Raw genomic sequence first — 15,428 nt, forward strand, 5'->3', positions numbered from 1 at the left:
AGGGCTGACCGCTCGCACGCAGGCTTGACAGCTCCGACCTGGGGTTCTCGCTTGCGTATTTGCCACGGTGTGCCGGGTTGTCCACAACTCGTGACTCATGCACAGCCCAGTCCGTTTGCCCAGTTTGCGCAGATTTCTCGAAAGCTCCGGTGGGGCACGGTGGTGCGAGGCGCGGTCCGCATCGGCGGATCGCCGCGGACGGAGTGGGGGTTGCTGTGGCGCACAATCTCGCGCTCGGAGCACATGGTGAGGATCTGGCCGCCCGGTATCTCACCGAGGCGGGCATGGAGATTGTCGACCGCAACTGGCGGTCCCGATACGGTGAAGTCGATCTCATTGCAGCAGAGGGGGACTGGCTGGTCTTCATCGAGGTCAAGACCCGGCGCGGGCTTCGCTACGGCAGCCCGGCGCAGGCGGTGACGTTCTCGAAGCAGCGGAGAATCCGAATGCTGGCAGTGGAGTGGCTGCGGGACTCGGGCCGGCATTGGTCGCGGGTACGGTTCGACGTCGTTGCGATCATGGTCGGCCACGGCCCTAGGCCGCAGATCGACCACGTTCGGGACGCGTTCTGATGGCGCTGGGACGTGCGCACTCGGTGGCGGTGACGGGGGTGGACGGTCAATTAGTGGAGATCGAGGCCGACATCGGACGTGGTTTGCCCGCAGTCCATCTGGTGGGGCTGCCGGACACGGCGCTGCAGGAGGCGCGGGATCGGATTCGCGCAGCGGTGGCGAATTCCGGTGAGGAGTGGCCGGATTCGAAGGTGATACTCGCACTGTCACCGGCGACGCTGCCGAAAGTCGGGTCGGTTTACGATCTGGCATTGGTCGCTGCCGTTCTGGATGCAGCCAAACAGGTCAAGCGCCAGAAGCTTCGCGAGACCGTCTTGCTCGGGGAGCTGGCTCTCGATGGCCGACTCCGATCGGTCCGCGGCATCCTGCCCGCGGTGCTGGCCGCGAAGAATGCAGGGTGGGCCACGGTGGTGGTTCCGGTGCAGTCGATGCCAGAGGCAGGACTCGTGAGCGGTATCGAAGTGCTCGGCGCGCACGACCTGAAGGCGGTGATCGGATGGCTTCGGGAGGAACGTGAACTCGACTCTCCCGAACCGACGCCACGGATTGCGCAACCGGTGTGCGGGGATATGAGTGAAGTGGTGGGGCAAGCCGAGGCCCGATGGGCCATAGAGGTGGCGGCGGCGGGAGCGCACCACCTTATGCTGACCGGCCCACCAGGCGTCGGGAAGACAATGCTGGCACAGCGGCTTCCTGGCGTGCTGCCGATTCTCACCGAGAGCGAATCACTGGAGGTGACGGCAATCCACTCGGTGGCAGGGCTTCTCCCCCCGGAGCGACCTCTCGTTGATGTGCCGCCTTTCATCGCACCTCACCACACGGCGTCGGTGAGCGCGCTCGTCGGCGGCGGAAGCGGTGTGGCGAAGCCGGGCGCAGTCAGTCGCGCCCATCGTGGGGTGTTGTTTCTCGACGAGTGCGCCGAAATCGGAACCAAGGTACTCGAAGCCCTGCGAACGCCGCTCGAGGATGGTGAGGTGCGGATCGCGCGACGGGACGGGGTGGCCCGGTATCCGGCGCGGTTTCAGTTGATCCTCGCGGCCAATCCGTGTCCGTGCGCGCCGGCGCGGGAGGCGGATTGCGTCTGTGCTCCGACCGCACGGCGTCGCTATCTGGGGAAGTTGTCGGGACCGCTGATTGATCGGCTGGATCTGCGGGTTCGGATGCAGGCGGTGGCAACCGATGCGTTCATCGACGAGGTTGGGGAGAGCACGGAAATGGTCCGGCAACGAGTGTCCGAGGCGCGCGCTGCCGCCGGTGTGCGTTGGTGTGACTACGGGTGGCGCACGAATGCCGAGGTGCCGGGTCCGGCGTTGCGACAGAAGTTCCGGTTGTCGCGTCCGGCATTGGTGCCGGTAGAGCGAGCGCTGCGGAAGGGGCTCATCACGGCAAGGGGTGCAGACCGGGCGTTGCGCGTGGCCTGGACGGTGAGTGATCTGGCCGGATTGGACATGCCCGGCCCGGACCAGGTTGTGACTGCGCTCGGATTTCGTGAGCGGAGCTTTCAATGACGGTGGAGACTCGAAAGGACGCTGACGATGTACGCGGGCACGATCCGCGGCGGCTGGCGTGGGCGTATCTGTCGAAGGTGGTGCAGGGTCCGTGTCCGCCGCTTTCGAGGCTCGTCGAGGACGTGGGGCCGGAGGAGGCTGCCAGGGCGGTGCGCGAACGTGATCTGTCGGAGATGCTGGGGAAGAGGACTGTTGCCCGATCAGGTGTGGATACGGCGGTGCACGATCTCGACCTCGTGACGGGGATGGGTGGCCGTCTCGTGACACCGGACGATGACGAATGGCCGCGGTGGCGACTGCTCGGTTTCGAGAATCAGTCCCGGTCCCGTGACGAGGGCCCGCCGTTGGCGTTGTGGGTGCTCGGTTCACGTTCGGTGGTTGAACTCACCGACCGGGCGATCTCTATCGTGGGGACACGGGCCGCGAGCGGTTACGGCGAGCATGTGACTGCGGAAATTTCAGGTGACCTCGCCGTCGACGGGTGGACGATTGTCTCCGGTGCGGCGTTCGGGATCGATGGCGCCGCCCATCGGGCCGCGTTGGGCGTCGGGGGCCTCACCGTGGCGGTTCTGGCCTGTGGTGTGGATCGGGCCTATCCGGCGGGGCATGCCCGACTGCTGCGGCAGGTCGCCCAGAACGGCGCCGTGATCAGTGAGTATGCGCCGGGGGCGACACCCGCCAAGCACCGGTTCCTCGCACGGAATCGATTGGTGGCGAGTCTGTCCGACGGTGTGGTCGTGGTGGAGGCGGGCTGGCGCAGTGGCGCTCGGAATACGGCGAGTTGGGCGCGCAAACTGGGCCGGCCGGTGATGGCAGTGCCGGGGCCGGTGACATCGGCGTCGTCGACCGGGTGCCATCGGATGATCAGGGAAGGTGAGGCACGGCTTGTGGCGAATGCCGGCGACGTGGTGGAGGAGGCCGGTCCGATCGAATTGAGGGAAGTCGGCGACGCCGGGGTGAGGCGTGATCTCGACGCGCTGTCGGGTGATGCGCTTCTCGTGTATGAGGCGTTTCCGGCGGTCGGGTCGAGGGGGGTTCGGGAGTTGTCCGAGTTGTCCGGGGTTGCGGTCGCCCAGGTTCGGGCGGTGTTGCCGCTGTTGGAGATGGAGGGTTTCGTAACCTCGGACGACACCGGGTGGTCTCTTCAGAGGTGAGAATTGTCGGACTGCCGCAGCGGGGAAGCCCGAGAGTATCGTGGGGGTTCAGTCGATCAACAACGCGCCGCAACACCTGCTGTCGAAATGCTCAGACTTTTAATGCCCAGCGGCACAACAAAGTCGACGAACGAGAACAGAGGGTGGTGTGATTGTTGTGGGTCAGTACGTGGATGTAACCAAGCAGTCCGGCGAGTCGTTCACCGCCTATCTGACCGTGCCCGCGCAGGGATCAGGGCCGGGGCTGGTCTTACTCCAGGAGATCTTCGGGATCAACGACTACATGCGGGACATGGCCGATCGGTACGCCGAAGAGGGCTACGTGGTTCTGGTGCCCGACCTGTTCTGGCGCTCCGGCGCCCGGCACGAGCTCGGCTACGACGAGGAGGGATTCGCGCGTGGCCTAGCGCTCCGAGACGAGCTCAGCGAGGATCTGGTCGTGGAGGACATCGGCGACACGGTACGTGCCCTCCGCGCACGGGGTGACCACGCGGGCGGCGTGGGCGCCATCGGCTACTGTCTCGGCGGACTCCTCGCGTATCTGTCCGCGCTGCGGCTGGACATCGACTGCGCCGTCAGTTACTACGGCGTCGGCGTCCAAGACCACCTCGGCGAGGCGGGTTCACTGACGGTCCCCATGGTCTTCCATCTCGCAGAACTCGACAGGTACTGCCCGGACGCCGCCCGGAATGAAATCAAGGCGGCCTTCGAGGGCAACGACGTGGTCCGAATCTATGACTACCCCGGTGTGGATCATGCCTTCGCGACTCATGGCCGGGACGTGTACGACCCGCTTGCGGCGGGGTTGGCCTATTCGCGGACACTCGCGGTTCTCCGGGACACGATAGGTCCGCGTTACGACCTCTCGGCGCTGTGGGACAGCCACACGTACTACGAGTTCGAGGCCCGCGACGTGCCTGCCACGATGTCGACCATGGTCGACGAACCCTATGTCAACCACATTCCGACGATGACCGGCGGCGTCGGGCAGCGGGACGTCGCGCGCTTCTATGCGCATCACTTCGTTCCCGGCATTCCCGATGACACGAAGACCATCCCCATATCTCGCACGGTCGGTGCCGACCGGGTCGTCGACGAAATGCTCTTCTGTTTCACGCACGACCGCGAGATCGAGTGGATGCTGCCCGGGGTTGCGCCGACCGGCCGTTACGTCGAGATCCCGCTGGTCGCCGTGGTGACGCTGCGCGGCGACAAGTTATACAACGAGCACATCTACTGGGATCAGGCGAGCCTTCTGGTGCAGATCGGCCTACTCGATCCCGACGGTCTCCCGGTCACGGGTATCGAGCAGGCTCACAAGTTGGTGGACAAGTCGCTGCCGTCGAACGAACTCATGCAGAGTTGGCCCGACAGCGAAGGAAAACCGATCGAATAGCCACTTTATAGACAGCCCCCGTTGGCGTGGTGCGTTCGTCGCGGTCGAACTGCCGCACGAGGCGGCTCCGGGCCGAGACGCGTGCAGGGCGTGGGTGCCGCCGCGCCCAGGGGGAAGGAGTCTGGGTGCCGTCGGTGTCGGTCACCGCGCGTCTTCTTGCGAAGTGGCCTACGCTTGAAACGTTTCCTGCGAGGAGGCGCCTGTGGCGAATGTGGCTGCGGCACTCTGGCATCGACTTGATCGAGCATCGGCGTGATTGAGCACCGACTGATCGATCGGGCCGGCGTCGAATGATGCCCCGAGTGGACTTCGAGAACGATCAGGGCTGGGTGCGCGACCGTCCTCGCGGCGAGGGTCGACTCGTTCGAGTGTGCGCCGCGTGTTGTGACGTGTCGATTGGCAACGCGTGCACCCGAGCCGCCGGTTCCGGCGCGCGCGATCCGGAGGAGGTGCGACACCCTTCTCGCTCTGTCGGGGGCCTCCAACGGCAGGCTGTCCGTCGAGGGTTTCAAGCAACTCGAGAAGCGAACCGGACGACCCCTGGTACACCTGGCCGAAGGCAGTGAGGAACGCCGGATCACATACGCCGACACGCAGTCCCGTCCGGTTGCTGTAATTACCAGCCCAGAATGGTCCGGCAGCGAAACCGGTGGCCGCCAGTACGCGCCGTTCACGATGAACATCGAGGAACTCGTACCGTTCCACACCCTCACCGGGCGGATGCACTTCTTCCTCGACCACGACTGGATCGAGGAACTGGGAGAGCAGTTGCCGATCTACCGTCCGCCGCTCGACCTGACCAGGCTGTTCGAGGAATCGGCCCTCGGTACGAATCGGGCCGGCATCGGGCTGACCGTCCGCTATCTGACGCCGCACTCGAAGTGGTCGATCCACTCCGAATACCAGGACAACCTGTTCATGCTGTCGCTCTCCCGCGGAGGTCCGACCATGTGGATGAGTCCGAACGACGCTGCGAAGATCGATGTGCGCGACAACGACTGGATCGAGGCAGTGAATCGAAACGGCGTCATCGTCGCTCGTGCCGTCGTCTCGCACCGAATGCCCGACGGGGTCGTGTACGTCTATCACGCACAGGAGCGCACGATCGATGTGCCGCTCACCGAGAAGACGGGCAAGCGTGGTGGCATCCACAACTCGCTGACCAGGGTGCTGATCAAACCGACGCACCTGGCCGGGGGTTATGCCCAATTATCCTTTGCCTTCAACTATCTCGGTCCCACCGGGAATCAACGTGACGAGGTGACGGTCGTTCGGCGTCGATCACAGGAGGTGACGTACTGATGCGGGTCATGGCGCAGCTTGCGATGGTGATGAATCTCGACAAGTGCATCGGATGCCACACCTGTTCGGTGACGTGCAAGCAGGCATGGACCAATCGCTCCGGGACCGAGTACGTGTGGTTCAACAACGTGGAAACGCGTCCCGGACAGGGTTATCCGCGCACCTACGAGGACCAGGAGAAGTGGAACGGCGGGTGGGTGCGTGACAAGAAGGGGCGGCTTCGTCTGCGTGACGGCGGGCGCCTGAAGAAGCTGTCGCGGATCTTCTCGAATCCGAAGATGCCGTCCATCGACGACTACTAGCGGTCCGAGGACGGCATCGTGCTCGTCGACCAGGACAAATGCCGCGGCTGGCGGATGTGCGTGTCCGGATGCCCTTACAAGAAGGTGTATTTCAATCACAAGACCGGCAAGGCCGAGAAGTGCACGTTCTGCTATCCGCGTGTCGAGGTGGGACTGCCGACGGTGTGCGCGGAGACGTGCGTCGGCCGACTGCGCTACATCGGACTGATCTTCTACGACATGGACAAGGTGCTGGCTTCGGCATCAGTGGAGAAGGACACCGACCTCTACGCGGCGCAACTCGACGTGCTGCTCGACCCCCACGACCCGGAGGTCATTGCCGGCGCCCGCGCAGAGGGTATAGCCCAGGAGTGGATCGATGGCGCACAGCGCTCGCCCATCCACGCCCTGAGCAAGGAGTACCGGGTGGCGCTTCCCTTGCATCCGGAGTACCGGACGATGCCCATGGTCTGGTATGTGCCGCCGCTTTCGCCGGTGGTCGACGCCGTGAGCCGTGACGGCCACGACGGAGAGGACGTCGGCAACCTGTTCGGCGCGCTCGAGTCGTTGCGAATACCCGTGGAATACCTGGCGGGCCTGTTCACTGCGGGCGACACCGACGTCGTCGACGGTGTGCTGCGCCGTCTTGCCGCGATGCGGTCGTACATGCGCGACATCAACCTCGGCCGGGAACCGCAGGCCCGCATCCCGCAGGCGGTGGGGATGGCCGAGGAACAGATCTACGAAATGTACCGGCTGCTGGCGCTGGCGAAATACGAAGAGAGGTATGTGATTCCCACGGCGTACGCCACGGACGGACACCGTCTCGAGGAGGTTGCCACCGAGTGTGCTCTCGACTTCGAGGGTGGACCCGGCATGCATGAGTCGGGCCCCTTCGGCGAGGCCAGCGGCGGGCCCGTTCCGGTCGCCGTCGAGACGTTCCATGCTCTACGCGAGAGACAGACCACCGACGAGATGTCGGCGGACGCGAGCCGTCCGTCGCGGGTGAACCTGCTGAACTGGGACGGCAAGGGATCGCCAACCGGAATGTTCCCCGAACGGGGGGATCGGCCGTGACCCGTCTTCCCACACGGTTGGCACCTGCGGGCTTCGGCCGTCGCCGCCGGGACCGGGGCCAGGATCGCCTGGTCTGGCACACGGCGGCACTGTTGCTGGCCTATCCGGACGGGGACCAGGACGAGCGACTCGACATCGTCGCCGACTTTCTCGAGCACCTACCACCGGCGTCTCGGGCGGTGCTCGGTGAGACCCACCGATTCCTGGGCGAGACGGACATCTATCGCGCCGCGGCCCAGTACGTCGACACGTTCGATTTCCGGCGCCGCACCACCCTCTACCTGACCTACTGGACTGCAGGCGATACCCGCAACCGAGGGCGCGAGATCCTGGCCCTTGCCGACGCGTACCGGTCGTCCGGTGTCGAACCGCCGGGAGACGAGTCGGCCGATCACCTGGCCGTGGTGCTCGAGTTCGCCGCGCTCGTCGACGCCGCCGCGGGTGCGGAACTCCTGTCCGCGCACCGGGTTCCGCTCGACATGTTGCACGCGGTGCTCGGCGAGTCGCGCTCGCCGTACACACCCGTGTTGGGCGCCGTGTGCTCAACCCTGCCGCCTGCGACCGACCAGGATGTGGCGCGGGCCCGGCGCCTCGCCGTGGCAGGCCCGCCAGCCGAAGCCGTAGGGCTCGAGCCCTTCACCCTGACGGTCCCACCGCGACGCGAAGGAGTGAGGTGACATGTCCGCGGGTGAACTGTTCTGGGACGTCGTCCCGTACGTAACCCTGGCGGTCTTCGGGGTCGGCACGTGGTGGCGGCACCGATACGACAAATTCGGGTGGACCACCCGTTCTTCCCAGCTCTACGAACATCGGCTGCTGCGTATCGCCAGCCCGCTCTTCCACTTCGGTATCCTCGTCGTGATCGTCGGACATGTCATCGGACTCGTGATTCCCCAGTCGTGGACCGATGCCGTAGGGATGAGTGAGCAGGTCTATCACAACCAGGCGCTCGTACTTGGTGCCATTGCGGGTGTCGCGACGCTTACCGGCGCGCTGCTCCTGGTGTATAGGCGGCGCACCCGCGGCCCCGTATTCATGGCCACCACCTGGAACGACAAGCTGATGTACGCGGTACTGCTGGCCGCGATCATCGCGGGGCTCACGACGACGGTCCTCGGGGCCGGTGTCGTCGGCGAGGAGAGTAACTACCGCGAGACCGTGTCGCCGTGGTTCCGGTCGATCTGGATACTGCAGCCCCGTGGTGATCTCATGGCCCAGGCGTCACTCGCGTTCCACATCCATGTCGCGATCGCGCTCGCGCTGTTCGCGCTGTGGCCGTTTACACGCCTGGTACACGCATTCAGTGCTCCCGTGACCTATCTGTTCCGGCCCTACATCGTCTATCGCAGCCGCGACGTGGCCCGCAAGGATGAACTCGTCGGTTCCCCTCCGCGTCGGCGGGGATGGTAAAGCTCGGCGCGATGGGGAAGCGTCGGCGGACCGTCTGATTCGGTCGGTCAGGTCTTCGCTTCGATACGCAGGTGCCACACGGTCGCCACCAACAGGATCAGGCACAGCAGGGCCGCCGGCCACACCAACACCGAGCCGACCGGCTCGAGCCATGCGGTCGATGCCGCCGCCGCTACAGTGAGCGACGCCGCCGATGTCATCCCCATCGGAAACGTCGTCGACCACCGCCGGACGTCGTAGTGAAGTCGCGGCCAGCGCACCTCGCATGCCACCAGCACTGCATAGCAGGCCAAGACGCTCCCGATGATCACGACGCCCGCGATCTGCAGAGACCGATGCAGGGAGACGGGCCAGCCCAGCACCTCGGCAGCCATTGCGAGTTCGCCGGCAGCCAACGCGCTGATGGCCAACGCCCCGGCGAACACCCACTGGTCACCCGCGCCGACCCGCAGCTGGTTGAACGAGAACCGGGCGAGCACGATCAGATAGAAGCCGAGGCCGAGCACGAACATCCCCAACGCTGTGGCCGCGAGCCATTGCGCACTCTTTGCCGCGGCGAGGGTCGAACCGAGCACCGCGAGTCCCTGGGTGGCAACACACAGCAGGAAATGCGCCCCTACCGTCGGTGCGGTCCAGTGCCGCACCACCGCCGGCATCAACACGATCCACGCGATTGCCGCGATCACCAGCGCCGCTACTCCGACTGATTCCCACCCGATCAGCACACATCGGGCGCCGAGCACGCTCGTCGCCGCCACACCGGTCAATGCAGGCGGTGTGTCCGCCTCGTCTACCCAACGGGCACGGTCATCAGCCAGTCGCGCTACGAATACCAGGACCAGTACCGACCAGATGAGAACACCGATGACGAACCACAGCCGAGACAACAACTCGAATCCGGCGAGATGTAGAGCCACCGACACGATGCCCGTCGACATCGCGGCGGCCCCGGCACCCGGCGGGATCACCTCGAGCGTGCGGCCGGTGGACGACTTCGCTCGGTGCTCTCGAGACACGTCCCCATGTTGCGCGGCCAAGCCCCCGTCAGACACGCATGCTGCCGATGCTCGGCGCATTCAGCGCACGGGGTCGGGCCCGAACATCAGTCGTCTGCCGCTGATCTCGGTGGGGGTGATCTCCACATAGTTGTACTTGGGCGTCGGAACCCACGAGTGCAACGGCAGTTCGTCTGCCGCGGCGATTTCCTGGGACGTCTGCAGTCGCCGGGCCGTGCCGTGCATGACTACGCTCCACCCGGATTTCAGGTCCACGTGGTCGGCTTCGAATGCGACCTCGCGGTGGATGGTGAGTTCGACGAGTTTGGTGCCCTCGGCGGTGCGGAAGAGGACCTTGCCTTCGTGTGTAACGTAGTTGACCGGGAAAATGTCGACGCGACCGGAGGCACTGACGATCAGCCGGCCCAATTGTTCGGTGCCGAGCAGATCCCAGCTTTCCTCGGCTGTGAGTTCGGTTACAGGGTCGTCGGGACTGTCCTTCGCGGATGTGGTCATGTCCGATGATGGCACTGATGGGTCCCGGTTGTCACCGGTCCGGGTTCTCATCGGGCGCCCGGATCCAGCATGGTCAGCATCAGCGTCGAGGGTTCCAAGGCGGTGACGGCGTGGCGAAGCCGAGTCGTCATGTGCACCAGTCCCCCCGGTCGCAGATCGATGGTCTGATCGTCCGCGGTCACGCGGAGGTGCCCGGATAGCGCCTGCAGCAGGATCGGGAAGGCGGCGGAGTGCTCGCGCAACTCCTGGTCGGCGTCGAACGCGAAGATCACCACCCGGGCACCCTCGGCGACGAGCGCACGGTGCGAGCGCGGCCTGGCTGGGTCGGTCTCGACGAAGGTGCGTAGGTCGTGGTGACACCACATCCGCGCGGCGAGTCCGTCGGAGTGGTCGCAATCGTCGGTGACGCTTGTCGGGGTTGGCTGATCGGTCATGGGGACCTCCTATTTCGGACCTAGTTTATACAAACAAATGTTGTGTAAAATAGAGCGCGCGACCTACGCGGCGCCGACACCCCTCGTTATGGCCGCATTGCCCCCGCAGAGGTGAGGAAAATATTGTGCAACCCGGAAAGAGCGCTGCGGTTCGTAGCGGAGGCGGACTTGGTGATGCTCGATCGGGCCGCCGCGACGAGGTCCTCGCGGTTCTGCGATCCGCGGCAGGGCCGCTGAGCATCGTCGAGGCCGCGGACCTGATCGGGGTGCACCCGAACACTGTGCGGTTTCATCTCGACGTGTTGATCGACGCCGGACAGATCGAACAGTTGCCCGTAGCACCGGCGGGCAGAGGACGTCCGCCGCTTCGTTTCCGGGTCCGGCCGGGCATGGACCCGACCGGGCGCAGGAACTACCTGCTGCTGGCCGAGATCCTCACCGGAGATCTAGCAGCACACCGCGATGGCCGCACCCGCGCGATCGAGGCGGGGCGGGCGTGGGGTCGCGGCATCCTTGGTTCGCCGACCCGGCCGACGGGCACCGATGCGATCACCACGCTGACCGCTCTGCTTGCCGACCTCGGATTCTCTCCCGAGGCCCGCTCCACCGCCGACGGGCGGCAGATCGGGCTGCACCACTGCCCGTTCCTCGACCTCGTCGGGACCCGCGCGGACATCATCTGCCCACTGCACCTCGGCCTCATGCAGGGTGCGATGGCGACGCTCGAATCGCCCGTGACGGTTCAGCGCCTCGAGCCCTTCGTCGAACCGGACTTGTGCCTGGCGCACCTCTCACCCGACTCCGCAGACGCTGCCCCGCCCCAACCGGTCAACCCTTCGCGGCGGGGTGATCGTCGATGACCGTGGCACCGGCAGTGGGCACGGCGGTGACGTTCGTGTGGCTCGGTATGGTGCTGGCCATCTCTTTCGTGGAGGCCCCGCTCAAATTCCGCGCACCGGGTGTCACGGTGCAGATCGGGCTCGGAATCGGGCGACTCGTCTTCCGCGCACTCAACACCGTCGAAGCAATCCTGGCGATCGTGTTGGTCATCGCGGTCGTCGTCGCCGACAAACCCACCTGGATCATGGTCGCCGCACTCGTCGCGGTTGGGGCGCTTGCCGCACAACTATTCGCGGTCCGTCCGAGGCTGACCCGGCGTTCGGATCGGATCCTCGCCGGGGAGGACGCCCCGCGCTCACACGCTCACTTTGCCTACATCGCGCTGGAAGCGGTGAAGGTCCTCGCCCTTCTCGCCACCGGCGTTCTCCTGCTCGCTACCTGAACGCTCGCCACCTGAACCTCTGGGTGCAACGGGCGGTCCACGTTCGGCTCTGCCCACCCGCGGTTCGTCCCGCACCTCGAGTGCGACAACTGCTGTCCCGCGAGTGGGCCGGGTCGGTGAGTGCGAGTGACACCCAATCCGTGTACTACAGCGAAGACATGCCCATCGGTGGCATCATTCCCATCTGCTGCATCATCATGTTGCACATATCCATCATGTCCATTCCCATCATGTCCATTCCCATCACCTCCCTTCGGATCGACTCAACTGAGATAGTCGAGGCGGGTCATCATTCCTGAATCTTGGTGATAACCATTGTGGCAGTGCAGCATCCAGTCACCAGGATTGTCGGCGACGAGGTCCACCGCGAGCGAGCGCATGGGCAGCACGATGACGGTGTCCTTCCGGGGTCCGGGGGTGCCGTCGGGTTTGACGATCTGGAACGTGTGCCCGTGCAGGTGCATCGGATGCCACATCATGGTTCTGTTCGTGAAGGCCAGGCGGGCGCGTTGCCCCTGGTGGATGGTCAACGGTTCGGTCTGGTCGTAGGTGCGGCCGTTGATGGTCCACGTATAGCTCATCATGCCCCCACCGAGGTCCGCTGCAAGGTTCACATCGGTCCGGCCCCGGGGCAGCAGGACTTCGTCGGCGGCGGCGAAGGTGTCCACCGTTCCGACCCGGCCGCTCAGCTCACCGGGCACAAGCGTGGGATCCGGCTCGGACCCGGCACCGGTGCGCAGAAGCGCGCGGGCGTGCCCGTTCTTGCCTTCGGCCGCAGCGACGAGGGGGAAGACGCCGTCCTGGGCGGTGACGATGACGTCGTAGCGTTCGCCCATGCCGAGCAGGAGGGCGTCGACGTCGACGGGCACGACGGGGAATCCGTCGGTGTGGGTGACGGTCAAGGTGTGCTGGGCGAGGGCGACGCGGAAAGCAGTGTCGGCGCCGGCGTTGATGATGCGGATACGCACTCGTTGACCGGGTGCGGCGGTGAAGGTCGTCGGGGCTTCCGGGACACGCCCATTGACGAGGTAAACGGGGTAGTCGACATCGCCGGCGTCACCGCCGAGGAGGGTGCTGGCACCGACTCCGTGCGGGTCCGCGTTCACCGAGGCGGGGGTGCTGTTCTGATCGGGTCCGCGACCCGTGCCGCCCATTCCGGGCATGTTCCCCATGCCAGTTCCGCCCATCGATCCCATTCCGCCCGATTGCAGGTTCGAGAGAATCTGTTGCGGGCTCTGGCCGATTCCCTCGGTCCAGTCGTCGAGGACGACGATCCACTCGGCGTCGTAATTGCCGGGTTCGTCAGGGTCGTCGACGATAATGGGCAGGTAGAGGCCGTAGTCAGTGTCGAGTCCGACGTGTGGGTGTGCCCAGTACGTTCCCGAATGCGGCACCGAGAATCGGTAGGTGAAGCTTTGGCCTGCGTCGACGTTAGGGGTGGCGGGCGCGGCTCCGTCCATGTCGTTGCGCAGTGCAATGCCGTGCCAGTGAACCGAGGTCTCATGGTCGAGGCCGTTGGACACGGCGACCGCGACCTCGTCGCCGACGTTGGCCCGTACCGCGGCGCCAGGAATGCTGTTCCCGTAGGCCAGTGTGCGAACCGTCGGCCCGCCGAGGTCGATCTCGGCGCTCTGCGGGGTAAGCGATGCGTTGACGGTGCGGCCGGTGTGTGGTCGGGCTTCCTCCGCAAGGGAGATGGCGTTCTCGTCGACCGAAGTCACGTCGGGGGAGGATGGGCTTCGGTTGCAGGCGGCCAGCACGAGGCCACCCAGCCCTGCAGCGGTGGCGGTGGCGGTGGCGGTGAGGAAGGTGCGCCGGTTGAGTCCAGAGGCGTTGTCAGGCGAAGAAGTCATGGGGTCTGGTCTTGCCCGGCGCGTAGGTGGGCTCTGCGGATGCGGTACTCGTCGACGTCGATCTCCCCGCGCGCGAAGCGTTCGTCGAGGATGGTGTCCTCGCTACGGGTGTTGGTGTCGTTGGCCACGTAGGTCGGATTGGGGTTTGTGCGGATGTTGCGGAAGAGTGCCATCACCCCGAAGATGACCAATGTCCAGAAGGCGACCATCGCCAGGACCATCAGCACCCAGCCGCCCCAGCTCATTCCGTAGCCAATTCCGTCGTTCCACATCATGGTCGTTCACCTCACCTGATCGTTGTTCGGTCTTCATTGCTGTTGATCGTGGACCCCATCGTGGATTTTGGAACCAGGGGAATCGATGAGGGTTCTGTGTAATTTCGATGAAGATGTGGCCTGCCACGGTGACTGGCACACGACAGGAAGAACACAAGCTGCGACACGTCCACCGGCGGCTCCGCTCAGCGCGCCCGCAGGAGTCCTACTCCCGCGGGCGGGCCGCCACGAACCGCCGCGTTGCCGACAAACTGGGCAGCATGCCGTCGAAGCCACCGCGCCTGACAACCGCACAGAGCACTTCCTCGCGAAACCGGCCATGAACCTCCCCGGTGTGCGTAGCATCTAGACCATCTCGTTCGATTCCCTTCGGGAGGCAGACGTGCGCGGACTTGGCATCGATCTCGGAACCACGAACACTGTCGTCGGGACGCCCGAAGACGGGATCGTCCTGAACGAACCGTCTTTCATGCTGGTTCGGAACAAAGATCCGCACCGCGCCCTCGCGATCGGCCAGGAGGCGCGGAGCGTTGTCGGCCGAACGCCTGCAGGAATCAGTCAGGTTCGGCCCATGCGCGACGGCGTCATCGTGGATCTGGAGTCGGCCCGAGCATTCGTGACGGCCGTCATCGAGAAGGCCGCTCCGCGCAGATGGTACGGCCGGCGGCGCAAGGCCGTCATCACGGCTCCCGCCGGGGCCACCCCACTTGAGCGTCGCGCGCTGCTCGAGGTAGGGCATGAGGCAGGCCTGCGAAAGGTCGGTCTGATACCGGAACCGGTGGCGGGTGCTCTCGGGTGCGGTGTCAATCCACTCGAGCCTCGTACCCATCTCATCGTGAACGTCGGCGGCGGCAACTCGGAGGTCACCGCCATCTGTTTCGGTGGCGTGATCTCGCACCGCAGTTGTCCACTGGCGGGGGAGGAACTGACCGAGGCGTTGCACCACTACCTGCGTGAAGAGCACCAGATCATCGTCGGCGAGCTGACCGCCGAGCGCGCCAAGATAGGCGCACCCGACACCGCCGACGGGGAATCGCTCGTGGTGGAGGGGCTCGACGCCGTCACGGGTCGCGCACGGCTGATCTCACTCGACGTCGAGGAGATCGTGGAAGCGCTGCGGCCGACCACGACCGGAATCGTGCAGACGTTGACCGCCTGCCTGGAAGACCTTCCCCCGCAGGCGATCAGTGACGTGATGTCCGAAGGGGTCCTGGTGATCGGGGGCGGTTCAATGCTCCGCGGACTGTCTCACCTGTTCGAAGAGTCGTTCGGCCTGCCGGTGAAGACGGCCGAGCGGCCGCTGACGTGCGTCGCTGAGGGTGCGACGGCCTGTCTGGATCACCCGGAGATCGTTGCCGCCTACAGCAGCTGAT

At 65.3% G+C, this 15,428-nt stretch carries 14 protein-coding genes and 2 pseudogenes; 11 read left to right on the forward strand and 5 right to left on the reverse strand.

Features of this window, described 5'->3' with window-relative positions; all coding sequences use genetic code 11:
* Nucleotides 1–215 precede the first annotated feature (215 nt).
* From RM2_RS04010 to narI, 8 genes and pseudogenes are all read left to right on the forward strand, one after another.
* Nucleotides 216–572, forward strand: coding sequence for a YraN family protein (locus RM2_RS04010; RefSeq protein WP_072687726.1), 357 nt, complete (start codon nucleotides 216–218; stop codon nucleotides 570–572).
* On the forward strand, nucleotides 572–2,080 hold the full coding sequence (locus RM2_RS04015) for a YifB family Mg chelatase-like AAA ATPase (protein ID WP_072687553.1): 1,509 nt from the start codon (nucleotides 572–574) through the stop codon (nucleotides 2,078–2,080). The genes RM2_RS04010 and RM2_RS04015 overlap by 1 nt, the downstream gene beginning before the upstream one ends.
* A complete protein-coding gene (gene dprA / locus RM2_RS04020) occupies nucleotides 2,077–3,234 on the forward strand; it encodes a DNA-processing protein DprA (protein ID WP_072687554.1) in 1,158 nt (385 codons plus the stop codon). The genes RM2_RS04015 and dprA overlap by 4 nt, the downstream gene beginning before the upstream one ends.
* A 148-nt stretch (nucleotides 3,235–3,382) precedes the next feature.
* Complete coding sequence (locus tag RM2_RS04025; RefSeq protein WP_245813726.1) at nucleotides 3,383–4,630, forward strand: dienelactone hydrolase family protein; 1,248 nt, start codon at nucleotides 3,383–3,385, stop codon at nucleotides 4,628–4,630.
* 450 nt (nucleotides 4,631–5,080) lie between these two features.
* A pseudogene (locus tag RM2_RS04030) lies at nucleotides 5,081–5,932 on the forward strand (molybdopterin dinucleotide binding domain-containing protein); the annotation flags it as partial.
* Nucleotides 5,932–7,290 (forward strand): annotated as a pseudogene (locus RM2_RS04035) (4Fe-4S dicluster domain-containing protein). The pseudogenes RM2_RS04030 and RM2_RS04035, both read left to right, overlap by 1 nt.
* Before the next feature lie 17 nt (nucleotides 7,291–7,307).
* Nucleotides 7,308–7,967, forward strand: coding sequence for a nitrate reductase molybdenum cofactor assembly chaperone (gene narJ, locus RM2_RS04040; protein WP_072687728.1), 660 nt, complete (start codon nucleotides 7,308–7,310; stop codon nucleotides 7,965–7,967).
* Nucleotide 7,968: 1 nt separating this feature from the next.
* Nucleotides 7,969–8,700 (forward strand): respiratory nitrate reductase subunit gamma, encoded by a 732-nt coding sequence (gene narI / locus RM2_RS04045; protein ID WP_072687555.1) that lies wholly within the window; start codon nucleotides 7,969–7,971, stop codon nucleotides 8,698–8,700.
* A gap of 47 nt (nucleotides 8,701–8,747) precedes the next feature.
* Here the strand turns inward: narI and RM2_RS04050 are convergent, their stop codons facing one another.
* From RM2_RS04050 to RM2_RS04060, 3 genes are read right to left on the reverse strand one after another with little or no spacing between them, the layout of a single operon-like run.
* Nucleotides 8,748–9,716, reverse strand: a complete 969-nt coding sequence (locus RM2_RS04050) for a tellurite resistance/C4-dicarboxylate transporter family protein (protein WP_072687556.1) — start codon at nucleotides 9,714–9,716, stop codon at nucleotides 8,748–8,750.
* 60 nt (nucleotides 9,717–9,776) lie between these two features.
* Nucleotides 9,777–10,211: a pyridoxamine 5'-phosphate oxidase family protein gene (locus RM2_RS04055; protein ID WP_072687729.1), complete on the reverse strand. Its 435-nt coding sequence runs from the start codon at nucleotides 10,209–10,211 to the stop codon at nucleotides 9,777–9,779.
* A gap of 47 nt (nucleotides 10,212–10,258) precedes the next feature.
* On the reverse strand, nucleotides 10,259–10,645 hold the full coding sequence (locus RM2_RS04060; RefSeq protein WP_072687557.1) for a cupin domain-containing protein: 387 nt from the start codon (nucleotides 10,643–10,645) through the stop codon (nucleotides 10,259–10,261).
* 125 nt (nucleotides 10,646–10,770) lie between these two features.
* Here RM2_RS04060 and RM2_RS04065 point away from each other — a divergent pair, with 125 nt between their 5' ends.
* Both RM2_RS04065 and RM2_RS04070 read left to right on the forward strand, forming a co-directional pair.
* Nucleotides 10,771–11,505, forward strand: coding sequence for a helix-turn-helix transcriptional regulator (locus RM2_RS04065; protein ID WP_072687558.1), 735 nt, complete (start codon nucleotides 10,771–10,773; stop codon nucleotides 11,503–11,505).
* Nucleotides 11,502–11,927, forward strand: a complete 426-nt coding sequence (locus tag RM2_RS04070; protein WP_072687559.1) for a hypothetical protein — start codon at nucleotides 11,502–11,504, stop codon at nucleotides 11,925–11,927. The genes RM2_RS04065 and RM2_RS04070 overlap by 4 nt, the downstream gene beginning before the upstream one ends.
* Nucleotides 11,928–12,190: 263 nt before the next feature.
* Here the strand turns inward: RM2_RS04070 and RM2_RS04075 are convergent, their stop codons facing one another.
* On the reverse strand, nucleotides 12,191–13,780 hold the full coding sequence (locus RM2_RS04075) for a multicopper oxidase family protein (RefSeq protein WP_072687560.1): 1,590 nt from the start codon (nucleotides 13,778–13,780) through the stop codon (nucleotides 12,191–12,193).
* Entirely contained in the window at nucleotides 13,777–14,055 is a 279-nt protein-coding gene (locus tag RM2_RS04080) for an SHOCT domain-containing protein (RefSeq protein ID WP_072687561.1), read from the reverse strand. Before RM2_RS04080 ends, RM2_RS04075 begins: the two co-directional genes overlap by 4 nt.
* 382 nt (nucleotides 14,056–14,437) lie before the next feature.
* Here RM2_RS04080 and RM2_RS04085 point away from each other — a divergent pair, with 382 nt between their 5' ends.
* Nucleotides 14,438–15,427 carry a rod shape-determining protein gene (locus RM2_RS04085; RefSeq protein WP_072687562.1) on the forward strand — a complete coding sequence of 330 codons (990 nt, stop codon included), beginning with the start codon at nucleotides 14,438–14,440 and terminating at the stop codon, nucleotides 15,425–15,427.
* Nucleotide 15,428: the final 1 nt, after the last annotated feature.

This window comes from Rhodococcus marinonascens NBRC 14363 (assembly GCF_001894885.1).
GTDB classification, from domain to species: Bacteria; Actinomycetota; Actinomycetes; order Mycobacteriales; family Mycobacteriaceae; genus Rhodococcus_F; species Rhodococcus_F marinonascens.